Genomic DNA, 16,974 nt, shown 5'->3' with positions numbered 1-16,974 from the left:
GCTGTTGTTTACCCCAGTTTCTGCGCCAGCACCGCGATGTGTTCCGGGCCGATCCCGCAGCAGCCGCCCAAATGGCTGGCACCGCGCTGCTGCCAATCCTGCGCCCAGTGCAGATACCCCGGCGGATCCAGATCGTCGCGCAACGGGTCGAGGCCGTCGTTGGCGGTCGCCTCTTTGGGTTGCGGTGGGAACGCATTGGCATACGCGCCGATGTGAATCTGCACGCCCAGGCGTTCGAAGGTATCGCGCGCCGCATCAATCGCCGCGCCGATCACTTCCGGCTGGCTGCAGTTGAACAGCAGCGTCTCGACGCCCAACTCGGCCGCCGCGGCTGCCGCTTCTGCCACTGATTCACCGGAACGCAGGCGCGGGACCTCATCGGTGTCTTCATCCTTCAAAGTAAACGACAGCCAGAACGGCTTGCCGTCCTGCGGCAGACCGGCGCGGATGGAACGCGCCTCGATAATCGAGCTCTGGGTCTCCGCCAGCCACAGGTCGACATGCGGCGCCAGGCCGGTCACCAGTGGCGTCAGCAATTCGTTCACCCGCGCCGCTTCGAACAGATCCGGGCGATAGGAGCCGAACAGCGGCGGCAACGAACCGGCCACTCGCACCGCTTTGCCCGAGGCCTGCACCGCACGCTGCGCCAGCTCTCCGGCCAACGCCGCCAGTGCCTGACCTTCAGCGGCAAACCGCGCCTCGCCAATATGAAATGGCACCACCGCATAACTGTTGCTGGTGATCACATTGGCGCCGCTGGCGATGTAGGCGGCGTGCACCGCTTCGACCGCTTGCGGTGCTTCGATCAGGGCCAGCGCCGACCACTCGGGCTGCCGAAACGGCGCCCCGGCGCGTTGCAACTCACGGCCCATGCCGCCATCGAGAATTACCGTGCTTGCTGTGCCCATATGCTTTTCACTCATATGCTTATGAAAATTACTCACTACCAGAGTAGTTCTTATAACTATTTAATACGCACCATCCGGTTAATAACAACCCCTTTTTTTCAGGTGTCGACTGTGAAATTTCAACCGCTACTGGCCCTGGGCCTGACGATTCTGGCCGCGTCCACTCAAGCCTTCGGCGGCGCCACACTCGATCGCGTCGAACAGAAAAAAGAACTGGTCGGCGTGCTGATGGAAAGCTACCCACCCTTCTCGTTCCTCAATGAGCAAAACCAGCTCGACGGCTTCGACGTCGACGTCGCCAAAGCCGTCGCGGACAAGCTGGGGGTCAAGCTGCGCCTCGAAACGCCGTCCTGGGACGTCATTGCGGCCGGCCGCTGGAGCGGGCGCTATGACATCTGCATCTGCTCCATGACCCCGAGCAAGGCCCGCGCCGAAGTGTTCGATTTCCCGGTCGAGTACTACGCCTCGCCTGCCGTGATCGTGGTCAACGCCAAGGACGATCGCATCCACGGCGCCAAGGACCTGAGCGGCAAGAAAGTCGGCCTGACCAGCGCCAGCAGCTACGAAAGTTATCTGAACAAGAATCTGGTCATCGAAGGCGCCGAAGACACGCGCCTGGAGTACCCGTTCGAGGATGTGCAGATCGCTCCGTACGATACCGACAACGTTGCCTTCCAGGACCTGGGCCTGGGCGCCGGTGTGCGCCTGGACGCCATCCTCACCAACCTGGTGACCGCGCAGCCGCGCCTGAATCAGGACCAGCGCTTCAAACTGGCTGGTGCGCCGCTGTACTCGGAGCCGAACTCGGTGGCCATCGAAAAGGGTGACGCCCAGTGGGACGCCAAAGTGCGCGAGGTGTTTGCGCAACTCAAGCAGGACGGCACGCTGAGCAAGCTGTCGCAGAAATGGATCGGCGCCGACATCAGCCAATGACTGCCTTCCCGACACCTCCACAGCCGCCACAACCGGTGGCTGAATCGCGCCTGCAACGGCTGTTCGGTTTCCGCACGCGCCTGTACCTGACATGGGCGGCGATGTTCAGCCTGTTCGCCGGGTTTTTCCTGAGCTTCGATTTGAAGCTCTCGATCATCCTCGACAAGCTGCCGAATCTGCTCGGCGTGCACCTGGCGCCCAACGGCTTTCTGCAGGGTGCGGCACTGACCCTGTTTCTCTGCGCGTGCGCCATCGTCGCCTCGTCCTTGCTGGGCTTCGTCACCGCCCTCGCGCGCCTGTCGAAAAGCGCCGTGGCGTTCGGTATCGCCAGTTTCTACACCTCGTTCTTTCGCGGCACGCCGCTGCTGATCCAGATCCTGCTGATCTACCTCGGCCTGCCGCAACTGGGTGTCGTACCCGGCGCGGTGGTGGCCGGGATCATTGCCCTGTCACTCAACTATGGCGCCTACCTCAGCGAGATTTTCCGCGCCGGCATCCTCGGCGTGCCCTACGGCCAACGCGAAGCTTCGCTGGCGCTGGGCATGCGCGAGAGCGTGATCTTCTGGCGCATCACCCTGCCCCAGGCGATGCGCACGATCATCCCGCCGACCACCAACCAGTTCATCTCGATGCTCAAGGACTCGTCACTGATCTCGGTGATGGGCGTCTGGGAAGTGATGTTTCTGGCGCAGTCCTACGGCCGCTCAAGCTACCGCTACATCGAGATGCTGACCACGGCGGCGATCATTTACTGGCTGATGTCGATTGGGCTGGAGTTGATTCAGGCGCGAATGGAGCGGCATTACGGCAAGGCTTATGTGCGGCGTAGCTGAGCTGATCCGACAACAGACATCATTTTGTAAAAACCCATCGCTATACAGGACGGCCCGCTTATAACAAAAGGCCGTCCGTCCATGACCTTCCCGCCTCAGCGCTTGTCCCTTGCTGCCGTTCTGCTGATCACCGCCGGCACCGCCCACGGCAAGACCGTGCAGATCGACACCGCCACTACTGCCGCGCAAACCCTTGGCGGCAGTGACACGCTGACGATCTCGGCACCGGGCAGCATCACCAACAGCGGCAAGGCGGTGAGCCTGAAGGACGGCACCAGCGGCGCCGGTGTGGTGATCGATAACGCCGGGAAAATCGTTTCCAGCGGTGGCCGGGCCATCGACAGCAGTGGTGACGTGACCCAAGCGCGCAATTACCAGATCTACAACCGCAGCGGCGGGCAGATTCTCGGTGCCAATGACGCTTTGCGTATCGACAGCAACTTCGTCAGCGGCAGCCTGTTGATCGACAACAGCGGCGTGATTCGCTCGACCAGCGGTCAAGGCCTGGACCTCGATGCGCTGCGCAGCGACGGGGTCAAAACCACCCTCATCAACCGCGCTGGCGGACTGATTCGTGGCGATGCCAGCGACGGCATGAAGACCGGCGCCAACGCGACGATTACCAACTACGGCGAGATCTCCACCGGCGACTCGCACAACGCCGATGAGAAATTCGACGGCATCGACATCGACTCGGCCAGCGGTGTCAGCGTGACCAACTACGGGGTGATTTCCGGCGGCCGCCATGGCATCACCACCGACCTCGGTGCGACGCTGGTCAACTATGGGCAGATCACCGGCCGCAATGGTTCCGGATTCGGTTCCGACGGCGATGGTACGGTGATCAACCACGGCACCATCACCGGTGCTTACTCAGGCTTGCAGGCGAACGGTGACGGTGATGGCGTGGACATCGACAAGATCGCCCACATCGAAAACTACGGCACCATTCAGGGCGTCGGTGCGGGAGGCGTGGACAAGGGCGGATTCACCAACGGCAGTGAAGGCATCGCCCTCGGCGGCGGCTACATTCTCAACGCGAGCAACGCACTGATCAGCGGCGCCAACAGCGCGATTCTGGTGGACGACGGCAGCGGTGGTTCGGGGCTGGCAGCCACTACTCTAGAGAACTACGGCACCATTCAAGGCCTCGACGGCTTCGGCGTGAAGTTCGTCGGCGAATTCGCCGACAACGTGATCAACGGCGGCACCATCAGCGGCAGCAACGGCCTGGCACTCGACCTCGGTGGCGGCAACGACAGCCTGACCCTGCGTAACGGCAGTCGCTTCGTCGGCGTGGTCGATGGCGGCAGCGGTTACGACCGGGTGGTGATGGACGATGCGGCGGGCGGCAGCTTCGGCGCCAGCCGCAATTTCGAATGGCTGGAGGTCAGGCAAGGTGCGTGGACACTCACCGGCAGCGGCGATTTCAGCGATGGCGGCGCGGTGCGCAATGGCGCGACCCTGATCAACCAGGGCGGCATTGCCGGCAGCCTGACCGTAGACGCCGGCGGTGTGTATGCCGGTGGCGGCTCGGTGGGCAATCTCAACGTCAACGGCACGCTGCGTACCGACACCGGCCTGGGTCGCGCAACCATCGTCCATGACTTGAACATGGGCAGCGGCTCGACCCTCGTCTACGGCGTCAACGCCGATGGCAGCAGCGCCCCGGTTCAGGTCGGCGGCACCGCCAGCCTCAATGGTGCGACCCTGGCGGTGAACCCCGGCAGCGGCACTTATCCGTGGCAGAGCCATTACACCGTGCTGCAAGCCGCCAACGTCAACGGCACCTTCGGCAACGTCACCAGCCACTACGCGTTCCTCACGCCGACGCTGGCCTATACGCCGACACAAGTCGACCTGACCTACACCCGCAATGACGTGGCCTTCAATCAGTTCGCGGCGACCGGCAACGGCAGCAACGCGGCCAACAGCCTGGCCACGATGGGCAAGAACAACGCGCTGTACAACGCCTTGCTCAACACCACCCAAAGCACGGCCGGCGCGGCGATCGAACAACTGGCCGGCGCCAGCAACGCCAATCTGACCAGCGCCACGCTCGGCGCCAGCAGCCAGGTGGGCAACAGCATGCTGTCGGCGATGCAGCAAATGGGCGGCAGCCCGGGGTTGATGGTTGGCCTTGATCAACGCGACACCCCGGTGCTGGCGGCCAACGGCGTACCCTCGGAAGCGCGCAATCTGAATGACCCGAACGCGCGCGGACGCCTGTGGCTGCAAGCCATCGGCGGCTACGGCAAGCTCGACGGCGAGCACGGCAACAGCGGCCTGGAGCAACGCACCAAGGGCAGCGTACTGGGTGCCGACTGGGCACTGAATCCGCAGTGGCGCCTCGGCGTACTCGGCGGTTATTCGAAGACCGATCTGGACGCGACCGGCGTCGATGGCAACGTCGAGAGCTGGCACGCCGGCGTCTACGCACTGCGTCAGAGCGGCCCGTACTCCCTGCGCCTCGGCGCCGCCTACAGTGGCCATCAGGGCGAAAGCAAACGCACGGTGGCGTTCAATGGTTTCAGTGATCGGCCCAAAGGCGATTACGACGCCGACAGCCAGCAAGCCTTCGCCGAACTCGGCTACACCATGGGCAGCGGCCGCCTCAGCGCCGAGCCGTTCGCCAGCCTCGGCTACCAGCGCTACCACCGCGACCGTTACCAGGAAAAGGGTGGCGCCGCCGCACTGGACGTCGACAGCCAGACCCAGGACAACTTCAGCAGCACCTTCGGCCTGCGCCTGGCGCACCTGAACAGCCTCGACAACGGCATGAGCCTGACCCCGCGCATGGCCGCTGGCTGGAAGCACACCTACGGCGATGTCAGCAGCTCGACGCGTCAGGCATTCGTGGTCGGCGGCAGCGCATTCAACGTCGATGGCAGTTCGCTGGATCGCGACAGTCTGGTGCTCGAAGCCGGACTGGATCTGGGGATTTCCGCCCGGCACTCGCTGGGTATCGGCTACAGCGGCGAGATTGGCAACAACAGTCGCAACCATGGGTTGATCGGGCAGTGGCAGATGAGTTTCTGATTATTGCCAGCGGGTAGCGTCGACAATTTGCATAGGAAAAGGCGTCGCTCAATCGGTGCTAATTCTTCCGATTTCCTGGCGCCGCCGTTTTTCCGCAAAACGTACTGACTTCGCCCGGCAACACCGTGGGAAGTAGCTGACATCGGCCCCACGGGCCGCCATCCTAGAGTTCGGTCTCCTGTCAAAAGAGGCCGCACTTGATGCCCGTTCAACACCAATACCGACCCCAAAAACTGGCGCTGGCGATTGCGCTGACGCTCGGCTGCGCCCAACTCGCTCAGGCACAGCAACCGCCTGATCTGACACCGTCAGCCGAAACGCTGGTCGAGACCATTGAGCAGTTCATTAACGCTGAGACCACGGTCAAACATCCTCCCCACAAAGAAAAAGTCCCCGCAACAAACGGTGTGTCTCTGCACTTAGATGAGCGCAATGACCTCATCACCCTGCAGACCCGGGGCAGCTTTGCCGGGCAGGTGGATGCCGGGGGCGGCAGCAACGTCCTGCAACTGGACGCCACCAAGGGAACCTTGGGCGAAACCAGAAATTTTGCTGGCCTGGAGGTAACGAGAGGTAAATGGCTACGTACCGGCGCTGAAGATTTCAACCTCGGCGTAGCGGTTCGAGCCAAAGCCCAATTGACCAACGAAGGGAGCATTGCGGGGCACGCGTCGACCCAGGGCATTCTCATCAACAAAGGCCAAATCAAGGGTGATGCCATTGTTCTCGCGGGTGGCGACCTGACCAACCGAGGATTCATTGGCGGCAACGTCAGCGTCCATGAAAAAGGCCATTTCGCCGGTAGCGGAACCGTGGGCGGGTTGGACGTGCAAGGGCGCTTTAGCGTGGATCAGGTGTATGGCGTACCTATAATCGAAAAAGACCTGAACCTGTCCCCTACCGCAGAGCTGTTGTACGCCGTCGATGCCGCCGCTGCGAGTCCGACCATAGAGGTCAAGGGAACGGCTAATCTGGGCGGTGCGACCCTCAAGCTGCTCGGTGCCGGCGACTTCCCACAAAGCAGTCAGCACACGATTTTAAATGCCGCAAAAGTCGTGGGGGAGTTTGGTACGGTCGAGAACAATTTGGCCTATATGACACCAACGCTGCAGTACGAGCAGCAAAGCGTGGGTTTGACCTACACCCGCAATGGCACGCCGCTGGAAAATCTGGCGACCAACGAAAATGCACAGGCGCTTGGCGAAAGCATCGAAGAAAAAACGTCGACACCGCCACAACCTCAGCAACCTCAGCAACCTCAGCAACCTCAGCAACCTCAGCAACCTCAGCAACCTCAGCAACCTCAAAAGCCTGAGGCACTTCGTCAACCAAGCAAAGCCATGGGCGATGCCCCACCTCAAAATGCCGCCGTCACTGCTCTGCTTGGCGCTAGCAAGCCGAAGGCCAGCGTGGCCCTCGACCAACTCGCCGCCGGCAGCAACGCCAATCTCGCCAAAGCCACATTGAGCAGCGTCAATCCGGTCAGCGCCAGCATGCTCTCGGCGATGCATCAACTGGACAACCGTAATGCTGCGCAGGGATCGGGGAATGCGCCGCGTCTGGCGGCTGGCAGCGAAGGCAACGGGCGGGTCTGGCTGCAAGCGCTGGGGCACGGCGGCAAGGTCGATCGTGACGCCGACAGTGTCCTGAAGCATTCCACCCAAGGTCTGATAATGGGCGCCGACTGGCGACTCGACGAGCAATGGCATGTCGGCCTGATGGGCGCAAAAGCGCAGACCCACTTCGACGCCCGACACTTCGACGGCGATCTCGACAGTTGGCACCTCGGTGCCTACGCGCTGCGGCAGGAAGGCCCGTTCGCCCTGCGCCTGGGGGCCTCGTACGGCCATCATGACGGCAACGGCAAACGTCGCGTCGACTTCAATGGTTTCAGTGATCGGCTCAAGAGCAGCTATGACGCCAGCACCCAGCAGGTCTTTGCCGAAGTCGGCTACAACCTCGGTCGTGGCAACGTCAGCATCGAACCGTTCGCCAGCGTGGGTTATCAACGCTACCAGCGTGACGGCTACACCGAGAAAGGTGGCGATGCGGCACTCAAGGTTCACGGGCAAACGCGGGCGAATCCGAGCAGCACCCTCGGCCTGCGCATGGCGAACACCAGCCACCTGTCCAATGGCATGCAGCTGACGCCGCGCCTGAGCGCGAGCGTAAAACACACCTACGGTGAGCTCGACAACGAAACGCGCCAGCAACTGGTCAGGGGTGGCAAAAGCTTTGAAGTCACCGGAGCCGAGATGGATCGCAACAGCTTTACGCTGGATGCGGTTGTGGATCTGACTCTGTCCGCCCGCAACACCTTGGGCATTGGCCTCACTGGCGAGGCCGGCAACGACAGCCGCAGTTACGGCGTGACAGGCCAGTGGCGAATGGCGTTCTGACACAACGCGCTTGTGTAGGAGCTGCCGCAGGCTGCGATCTTTTGACTTTGCTCTTGAAGATCAAAAGATCGCAGCCTGCGGCAGCTCCTACAGAGGACGGTAAATTGCAGGAAAAAAAAAGGGGAGCACATGCCCCCCCGAGGTTTAAAGCGTTGGATCGCGGCAGTTATCTCAGCCTTCGATTTCGATCAGGATTTCGCCAGGATTCACTCGGTCACCCTTGGCAACGTGAATGGCCGTGACCTTGCCGGCAATCGCCGCCTGGACTTCGGTTTCCATCTTCATCGCTTCGGTGATCAGCACCGCCTGACCAGCCTTGACGGTGTCGCCCTCCTTGACCAGCACATCGACGATGTTGCCCGGCATGGTGGTGCTGACGTGGCCCGGCGCAGACGCCTGTTTACGCTTGCTGCTGCCACCGCTGACGAACTCGTTGAGCGGTTCGAACACCACTTCTTCCGGCATGCCGTCGATGGACAGGTAGAAGTGACGCTTGCCTTCGGCCTTCACGCCAACCCCGGTGATGTCGACACGGTAGGTTTCGCCGTGGACGTCGATGACGAACTCGGTCGGTACGCCTTCGCCACCCGCAGAGGCGACCTTGCCGGCTTCAGGAATCGGCAACAGCACTTCCGGGGTCAGGGTGCCGGCGGCACGCTCTTCGAGGAACTTGCGCCCGATGTCCGGGAACATGGCGAAAGTCAGCACGTCTTCTTCGGACTTGGCCAGTGCGCCGATATCAGCCCGCAGCTTGGTCATTTCCGGCTTGAGCAGATCGGCCGGACGTACGTCGATCACCTCTTCGCTGCCGATGGCCTGACGACGCAACTTCTCGTTGACCACGCCCGGCGCCTTGCCGTAGCCGCCTTGCAGGTACAGCTTCACTTCGTTGGTGATGGTCTTGTAGCGCTCGCCGGCCAGCACGTTGAAGAACGCCTGGGTGCCGACGATCTGCGAAGTCGGCGTCACCAGTGGCGGGAAACCAAGGTCTTCACGCACCCGCGGGATTTCCGCCAGGACTTCGCCCATGCGGTTCAGCGCGCCCTGCTCTTTCAACTGGTTGGCGAGGTTGGAGATCATCCCGCCCGGCACCTGGTTGACTTGCACGCGGGTATCGACGGCGGTGAACTCGCTTTCGAACTGGTGGTACTTCTTGCGCACGGCGTAGAAGTACAGACCGATCTCCTGCAGCAGTTCCAGGTTCAGACCGGTGTCGTATTCGGTGCCTTTAAGCGCTGCGACCATCGACTCGGTGCCCGGATGGCTGGTGCCCGAGGCGAAGCTGGAGATCGCGGTGTCGATGTGGTCAGCGCCGTTTTCAATGGCTTTCAATTGGCACATCGCCGCCAGACCCGCCGTGTCGTGCGAGTGGATGAATACCGGCAGCGACTGCTCGGCTTTCAACGCACGGACCAGTTCACCGGTGGCGTATGGGGTCAGCAGACCGGCCATGTCCTTGATCGCCACCGAGTCGCAGCCCATGGCTTCCATCTGCTTGGCTTGCGCCACAAACGCGTCGATGGTGTGCACCGGGCTGGTGGTGTAGGCGATGGTGCCCTGGGCGTGTTTGCCCGCAGCCTTCACCGCTTCGATGGCTACACGCAGGTTACGCACGTCGTTCATCGCGTCGAAGATGCGGAACACATCGATGCCGTTGACCGCGGCCTTGGCAACAAAGGCTTTGACCACGTCATCGCTGTAGTGGCGGTAGCCCAGCAGGTTCTGCCCGCGCAGGAGCATTTGCAGACGAGTGTTAGGCAGCGCGGCGCGCAGTTGGCGCAGGCGTTCCCACGGATCTTCTTTGAGGAAACGTACGCAGGCATCGAACGTCGCGCCGCCCCAGCATTCCAGCGACCAGTAGCCGACCTTATCGAGCTTGTCGCAGATCGGCAGCATGTCTTCAGTGCGCATGCGGGTGGCGAGCAGCGATTGGTGGGCGTCACGCAGGATGGTGTCGGTTACGAAAATTTTCTTGGTCATTGTTGTATTCCTCACAGGCCTGCGTGGGCGGCGATGGCGGCGGCGATGGCCAGGGCCAGCTCTTCGGGTTTGCGCTTGATCGAGTAGTTGGTCAGTTCCGGGTGGCTTTCAACGAAGCTGGTATTGAACTGGCCGCTACGGAATTCCGGATTGCGCAGGATTTCCTGGTAGTACGCGGCGGTGGTTTTCACGCCTTGCAGACGCATGTCGTCGAGGGCGCGCAGGCCCCGGTCCATCGCCTCTTCCCAAGTCAACGCCCAGACCACCAGTTTCAGGCACATCGAATCGTAGAACGGCGGAATGGTGTACCCGGTGTAAATCGCTGTGTCGGTACGCACGCCGGGGCCGCCGGGGGCGTAGTAGCGGGTGATCTTGCCGAAGCTCGGCAGGAAGTTGTTTTTCGGATCCTCAGCGTTGATGCGGAACTGCAACGCGAAACCACGGTGCTGGATGTCTTCCTGCTTAACCGACAGCGGCAGGCCAGAGGCGATGCGGATCTGCTCACGAACAATGTCGATCCCGGTGATTTCTTCGGTGATGGTGTGCTCCACCTGGACTCGGGTGTTCATCTCCATGAAGTACACCTCGCCCTCGGCGAGCAGGAACTCCACGGTGCCGGCGTTCTCGTAACCCACGGCCTTGGCCGCACGCACCGACAGGTCGCCGATGTAGGCGCGCTGTTCCGGGGTCAGTTGCGGGCTCGGGGCGATCTCGATCAGCTTCTGGTTGCGGCGCTGGATAGAGCAGTCACGCTCGAACAGGTGCACCACGTTGCCGAAGCTGTCGCCGAGGATTTGCGCTTCGATGTGCTTGGGATTGACGATACATTTTTCCAGGAACACTTCCGCCGAACCGAACGCCTTGGTCGCTTCGGAAATCACCCGAGGGAAGTTCTGTTCGAGTTCTTCGCGGCTGTTGCAGCGACGAATGCCGCGCCCGCCACCACCGGAGGTTGCCTTGAGCATCACCGGATAACCGATGCGGTCACCCTCGGTCAGCGCTTCTTCGATACCCGACACGTTGCCTTCAGTGCCCGGGGTGACCGGCACGCCGGCCTTGATCATGCTGCGGCGGGCTTCGGTCTTGTCGCCCATGCGGCGAATGACTTCTGCCGACGGGCCGATGAATTTGATTCCGCGTTCGGCGCAGATGTCTGCCAACTCGGCATTTTCCGAGAGAAAGCCGTAACCGGGGTGCAAGGCATCGCAACCGGTTTCCACCGCCAGATTCACCAGCTTGCGCGGGTTGAGGTAACCGGCCAGTGGCTCGGCACCGATGCTGTGGGCTTCGTCCGCACGCTTCACATGCAAGGCATGGCGGTCGGCGTCGGAAAAAATCGCTACCGAGCGAATGCCCATCTCGGCGCAGGCCCGCACGATTCGTACGGCAATCTCACCACGGTTGGCGATCAGGATCTTTTTTATCACTTGGAAATTCCCTTGAGCCGGTGGCACCACGACCTGCTAGACCCAGGTCGACGCGTGACCAAATGTTTCAATCTGGTCGCGACCCCACACTAGCCCTCGCAAGGGATTAACAAAAATGAATAAAAATTGGGTCAGGCATAAGCAAAGACTTATAGTTAAACCACCAGCCTCCCGTCAGAGCCCATAAAAAATGCGTAAGTCCTTGATGCGTATGACATTACGCCAATTGCAAATCTTCAACGAAGTGTGTGATTTACGTTCCTACAGCCGCGCCGCCGATGAAATGTCTCTCACACAACCGGCCGTCAGCCTACAGATTCGTCAGCTTGAAGAGCTGATCGGCCAGCCATTATTCGATTATGTCGGCAAAAAACTCTACATGACCGAGGCTGCCGAGGCCCTGCAGCGTGCCAGCAGGGACATCTTCGGGCGCCTGGAAAACCTCGATATGCAGCTCTCGGACATGCAGGGCTCGCTGCAGGGCCAGCTGAAACTGGCAGTGGAATCCAGCGCCAAATACTTCGTGCCGCACTTGTTCGCCGCCTTCAAGCGCCAGCACCCGGAAGTGAACCTGCAACTGACCGTGGTCAACCGCGGCCAGGTGATTCGTCGTCTTTCGGACAACCGCGACGACCTGGTGATCATGTCGATGGTGCCGCAGGACATGGGCCTGGAATTTCTGCCGTTTCTCAACAACCCGATCGTCGCCGTGGCGCGCCCGGACCATCCGCTGGCGCACATGGGGCCGCTGCGTTTGCAGGATCTCGAGCCTTACACGTTGCTGATCCGTGAGCCCGGCTCCGGGACGCGACTGGCCTGCGAGGAATACTTCAAAGAGAAACGCGTGCACTTCACCCAGACTCAGGAAGTGGCCTCGGCCGAAGCTCAGCGCGAATGCGTGGTGGCGGGTCTGGGCCTGGCGCTGTTGACGCGCCACGCCCTGAACCTGGAGCTGGCAACCGGCGGCCTGGTCGAGCTGCCGGTCGAAGAGTTGCCGCTGTTTCGCAGTTGGTGCCTGGTGCAAGCCAAGGCCAAACGGCTGTCACCGGTGGCGCACGCCTTCCTGGCGTTTATCCGGAGCGAACGCGTGCAGATCAGCGCGCTGGTTGAGCGCTTCGACGGGAAGCTGCCGGTGCTGCCTGCCAGTAATTGAGTTCGATGTCCTCGGGAAAATCGTTGATTTCGCTCTGAAGCTGACGGAGTTCGAAGCGATCTTCGATGGCGCGACGGAATTCCATGCGGCGCTGGTCTTCCTGTTGACGACGGGTTTTCGCGGCGCTGTTGCGTTCTTCGTAGGGCTGAGCCATTTCGAGTCTCCCAAGGCGAGTACGGGAGTTTCACGATAGGCGTAGGGGATGACGGTTTGGCTGCGCGGGGATGACAGTGCGATGAAACTTTGCCGATTGCGTTTCATTGTGGCGAGGGAGCTTGCTCCCGCTGGACTGCGAAGCAGGCCCGGCCTTTCAGGGCCGCTGCGCGCCCCATCGGGAGCAAGCTCCCTCGCCACAAAAGCCGGCTTCAGTCATCCAGCGCTTTTGCAGCTTTCGGGGACAGCCGCAAGCTGCGCAGACTGCGCTTCACGCTCTTCAGGTGATTGACCAGGCTCGGCCCGCGCGCCATGGCCACGCCCATCGCCAGCACGTCGATCACCACCAGATGGGCGATGCGCGAGGTCAGCGGCGTATAGATTTCGGTGTCTTCATGCACATCGATCGCCAGGTTGACGGTCGACAGCTCAGCCAGCGGCGTCTGGCTCGGGCACAGGGTGATCAACGATGCGCCGCTCTCGCGAACCAGGTTGGCGGTGATCAGCAGATCCTTGGAGCGCCCGGACTGGGAAATGCAGATCGCCACATCGGTCGGCTTCAAGGTCACCGCCGACATCGCCTGCATGTGCGGGTCGGAATACGCCGCCGCCGTCAGCAGCAAACGGAAGAACTTGTGCTGCGCATCCGCCGCCACCGCGCCCGACGCACCAAAGCCGTAGAACTCGACACGCTGTGCTTGGGACATCAGCGTCACCGCGCGTTGCAATTCCACCGGATCGAGTTTCTCGCGAACCTCCATCAGGGTGTGCAACGTGGTGTCGAAAATTTTCAGACTGTAGTCGGCGACCGAGTCGTCTTCATGGATCGCGAACTGACCGAAACTGGCACCGGCGGCCAGGCTTTGCGCCAGTTTGAGCTTGAGATCCTGAAACCCGGAGCAGCCGATGGCCCGGCAGAAACGCACGATGGTCGGCTCGCTGATGCCGACGCTGTGAGCCAGGTCGGCCATGGAACTGTGCATCACGGCCGCAGGGTCAAGCAGCACGTGGTCGGCGACCTTGAGCTCCGACTTGCGTAACAGGTGACGTGACTGGGCGATGTGTTGCAGCAGATTCAAGGGGCTGGACTCTTCTTATGGGCAAGGATGTAGCACGCTTGTAGTTATACTACATGAATTGGCTTTTTGCCTGCTCAATGCGTAACTCCATGTCCCCGTATCAGGCGCGATGGACTGCATGTAGCCCTTAAAACGAATTTCCCTGTTCGCGCAAAAGCCCGGCCAGACGCTCGGCCTCCACTGGACGACTGATCAGATACCCCTGCACCTCGTCGCAGCGTTCAGCACGTAAAAACTCCAGCTGCTCCTGCCGCTCGACACCTTCGGCGACCACTTTCAACGACAGCCCATGGGCCATGGCGATGATCGCCCGAGTGATCGCCGCATCCTCGCTGCCCTGCCCCAATCCGCGAATGAATGCCTGATCGATCTTCACGTAATCCACCGGAATCCGTTTGAGATAACTCAGCGACGAATAGCCGGTGCCGAAGTCATCGATCGCCAGCTTCACCCCCAGATCGCGCAACTGCTGGAAGGTCGCGATGATGTGTTCGACGCTGTCGAGCAACTGGCTCTCGGTGAGTTCCAGTTCGAGGTAGTGCGGCGCCAGCCCGGTTTCTTCCAGCACCTGGCGCACCAGACTGACCAGTTTGCCCTGACGCAGTTGATGCACCGACAGGTTCACCGATACCCGAATCGGCTCCAGCCCCTGGCGCTGCCATTCGCACGCCTGCCAGCAGGCCTGGCGCAGCACGAATTCGCCGATCGGGCCGATCAGTCCGGTTTCCTCGGCCAGACCGATGAAGTCCCCCGGCGGCACCCGGCCCATGCTTGGGTGATCCCAGCGCACCAGCGCTTCCGCCGCATTCAGGCGCCCGGTCTGCAGGCACAGCTTCGGCTGGTAGAACACCTTGAGCTGCTTATCCTCGATGGCTTTGCGCAACTGGTTTTCCAGCTGCAAGCGCTCAAGAGTGCTGGCCTGCAGGCTGTCGGTGTAGAACTGGAAATTGTTGCCACCCAGATGCTTGGCGTGTTGCATCGCCATGTTCGATTGACTGACCAGCGCGGAAATCTCCCGGGCGTTGTCCGGCAGCATGCTGATGCCCATCGAGGCACTGACCACCAGCTCATGCCCTTCGATCGTCAACGGCAGACGCAGCTTGCTCGACAGACGCGTGGCGACCCGCGCCAGGCTCGACAGGTTGCCGTAGGCATCGAACAGCACGGCAAATTCGTCGCCGGAGAGCCGGGCGATGGTGTCGGCCTCCGGCAACGCATTGACCAGACGCCGGGCCATTTTCTGCAATAGCTGATCCGCCACCTCGTGACCGAGGCTGTCGTTGAGCAGCTTGAAACGATCCAGATTGATGTGCAGCAGCGCCAGACTGCGGCGCCCGCCCTGCCGCACGCGCTGATGGGCTTCGTGCAGGCGTTCGCGGAACAGCGAGCGGTTGGCCAGCCCGGTCAGTTCATCGTAGTGCGTCAGGAAGCGCATGCGCTCCTCGGATTCGCGCCGCGCCGAAAGATCGGCGAAGAAGCCGACGATATGACTGACATTTCCCCGACTGTCGCGCACCGCGTTGAGTTGCAGCCACTGCGGATACAGCTCGCCGTTCTTGCGGGTTTCCACCAGTTCGCCCTGCCAGCTGCCGTGCTGCTCCAGTGCGTGACGGATCGAGACGTAATGCCGCCGCGCATCACGACTGCACGGCAGCTCGACGACATTGCGCCCGAGCATGTCGTCGATGTCATAGCCGGTGACACGACTGAACGCCTGATTGATCGCGATCAGCGCGTAGTTCGGATCGAGAATGACGATGCCTTCGCTGGCCGCTTCGAACACCGTGGCCGCCAGTCGCTGTTGTTCTTCAAGACTTTTGCTCGCGCTGATGTCGCGCCGGGTACCGACCATGCGGATCACCCGCCCACTGTCACTGCGCTCCACGGCGCGACCGCGGTCCTCGATCCACACCCAATGGCCGTCGCCGTGGCGCACGCGGTATTCGATCTGATAGTCCTCGGTGCGCCCTTTCAGGTGTTCGATCAGCGCCTGCTTGAGCGACGGCACGTCCTCGGGGTGCAGGCGGGGCTTGAGGTCGCGCAGGAGCGCCGTGACGTACTCCGGCGCGAGGCCGAACAGTTCCTGGATCTGCGTGTGATGGACTTCGTCGGTTTGCAGGTTCCAGTCCCACAGCCCCAGCTCACTGGCCTTTAACGCCAAGGCCAGGCGGGCTTCGCTTTTGATGAGTGCCTGGCTGGCCACATCCAGTTCACGGCTGCGCAGGGCCACGCGATCTTCCAGTTCGACCTGAGCCTCGCGCAACTGGCCCTCGGCGCAGCGCCGCTGTTCGATCTCTTTGCCCAGTTCCTGATTGAGCTGTTCGCTGCGGCTCTGTGCCCGCTGCAAGTGTTCGATGAGGTGTTGGTTCTGAAAGCGCCGCAGCAGGCCGCGATCAATCAGCCGATTGACCTGCCACGCCACCACGCTGAGCGAGCCCAGCAGGATCAGCCCGAGCCAGCCCCAACCGCGCGCCAGTTCATCGCCGCCCCAGAACAGGTAACCGATCGCCGGCAGCAGGCACGGCAAGGTGAAGGAAAGAAACGCCGGCAGACTGACCGCGTAGGCAACACTGGCCGACAATGTCGCAGCACCGATCAGGCCAAAGACCCAGGCCTGCTGCATGAAATTGTCGGCGGGCACCAACGCAATACCGGCCCCGGCGAGCGTCAGGCCGGTCATGGTCGAACCGAGCAGGAACATGCGGAACCAGATCGGCTGGGCCTGACGATCGGGGATCGCCGAATCGAAGGCCGCGACCTGAATCACCCGCAGCGCCACCAGCGACAGCAGCCAGACCAGCCAGATGCTGACCACGAAATAGCGCTGCGGGCTCCAGAGCAAACCGGCGCAGACCAGACCATTGATCAACATGAAGAGTGTGGGCAGCAATGAGCCCTGATAAAGCAGACGCGTGCGTTCGACCGCCATCTCGGTGGCGTAGTGTTTGCGGATAACCCGGGGTTCCACAGAGGGGCCCGACAGTTCGGAGCTGAGGGTCATGGGCAACGTTCTTGTTCTTATTAGGACGGGCATGCGCCCGAAATGTGCACGGAGCATACACAAGCCGAT

General features: G+C 61.7%; 11 protein-coding genes. 5 read left to right on the top strand and 6 right to left on the bottom strand.

All coding sequences use genetic code 11. From position 1 onward, the window contains the following. Window positions 1-8: 8 nt before the first annotated feature. On the bottom strand, window positions 9-908 hold the full coding sequence (locus M0814_RS22960) for a homocysteine S-methyltransferase family protein (protein ID WP_103486542.1): 900 nt from the start codon (window positions 906-908) through the stop codon (window positions 9-11). Between the two features lie 111 nt (window positions 909-1,019). On the opposite strand from M0814_RS22960, the gene M0814_RS22955 reads away from it, so the two are divergent. The 4 genes from M0814_RS22955 to M0814_RS22940 all read left to right on the top strand — a co-directional run bounded on the left by M0814_RS22955 (window position 1,020) and on the right by M0814_RS22940 (window position 8,112). Then, window positions 1,020-1,841 carry an ABC transporter substrate-binding protein gene (locus tag M0814_RS22955; RefSeq protein ID WP_103486541.1) on the top strand — a complete coding sequence of 274 codons (822 nt, stop codon included), beginning with the start codon at window positions 1,020-1,022 and terminating at the stop codon, window positions 1,839-1,841. Further along, window positions 1,838-2,674: an amino acid ABC transporter permease gene (locus M0814_RS22950; RefSeq protein WP_003229672.1), complete on the top strand. Its 837-nt coding sequence runs from the start codon at window positions 1,838-1,840 to the stop codon at window positions 2,672-2,674. The genes M0814_RS22955 and M0814_RS22950 overlap by 4 nt, the downstream gene beginning before the upstream one ends. A gap of 81 nt (window positions 2,675-2,755) precedes the next feature. Continuing rightward, entirely contained in the window at window positions 2,756-5,713 is a 2,958-nt protein-coding gene (locus tag M0814_RS22945) for an autotransporter outer membrane beta-barrel domain-containing protein (protein WP_103486540.1), read from the top strand. 200 nt (window positions 5,714-5,913) lie between these two features. Continuing rightward, window positions 5,914-8,112 carry an autotransporter outer membrane beta-barrel domain-containing protein gene (locus tag M0814_RS22940; protein WP_112997851.1) on the top strand — a complete coding sequence of 733 codons (2,199 nt, stop codon included), beginning with the start codon at window positions 5,914-5,916 and terminating at the stop codon, window positions 8,110-8,112. A 171-nt stretch (window positions 8,113-8,283) separates the two neighbouring features. Here the strand turns inward: M0814_RS22940 and oadA are convergent, their stop codons facing one another. Both oadA and M0814_RS22930 read right to left on the bottom strand, forming a co-directional pair. Continuing rightward, window positions 8,284-10,092, bottom strand: coding sequence for a sodium-extruding oxaloacetate decarboxylase subunit alpha (oadA, locus tag M0814_RS22935; protein ID WP_103484036.1), 1,809 nt, complete (start codon window positions 10,090-10,092; stop codon window positions 8,284-8,286). 11 nt (window positions 10,093-10,103) lie between these two features. Continuing rightward, window positions 10,104-11,519 (bottom strand): acetyl-CoA carboxylase biotin carboxylase subunit, encoded by a 1,416-nt coding sequence (locus M0814_RS22930; RefSeq protein ID WP_027610345.1) that lies wholly within the window; start codon window positions 11,517-11,519, stop codon window positions 10,104-10,106. A 190-nt stretch (window positions 11,520-11,709) separates the two neighbouring features. Between M0814_RS22930 and M0814_RS22925 the strand changes: the two genes are divergently transcribed. Continuing rightward, entirely contained in the window at window positions 11,710-12,672 is a 963-nt protein-coding gene (locus M0814_RS22925) for a LysR family transcriptional regulator (protein WP_103484035.1), read from the top strand. Here the strand turns inward: M0814_RS22925 and M0814_RS22920 are convergent. From M0814_RS22920 to M0814_RS22910, 3 genes are all read right to left on the bottom strand, one after another. Beyond that, window positions 12,614-12,826, bottom strand: coding sequence for a hypothetical protein (locus M0814_RS22920; RefSeq protein WP_003229681.1), 213 nt, complete (start codon window positions 12,824-12,826; stop codon window positions 12,614-12,616). The genes M0814_RS22925 and M0814_RS22920 overlap by 59 nt on opposite strands. A 211-nt stretch (window positions 12,827-13,037) precedes the next feature. Then, window positions 13,038-13,904 (bottom strand): transcriptional regulator HexR, encoded by an 867-nt coding sequence (hexR, locus tag M0814_RS22915; protein ID WP_007912071.1) that lies wholly within the window; start codon window positions 13,902-13,904, stop codon window positions 13,038-13,040. Window positions 13,905-14,031: 127 nt separating this feature from the next. Next, window positions 14,032-16,905 (bottom strand): GGDEF domain-containing phosphodiesterase, encoded by a 2,874-nt coding sequence (locus M0814_RS22910; RefSeq protein WP_103484034.1) that lies wholly within the window; start codon window positions 16,903-16,905, stop codon window positions 14,032-14,034. Window positions 16,906-16,974 lie beyond the last annotated feature (69 nt).

The sequence above is a fragment of the Pseudomonas sp. MWU12-2020 genome, assembly GCF_023100605.1.
GTDB classification, from domain to species: domain Bacteria; phylum Pseudomonadota; class Gammaproteobacteria; order Pseudomonadales; family Pseudomonadaceae; genus Aquipseudomonas; species Aquipseudomonas fluorescens_H.
Note: the sequence above shows the minus strand (reverse complement) of the source record. Positions and strands in the feature narration are given on the sequence as shown.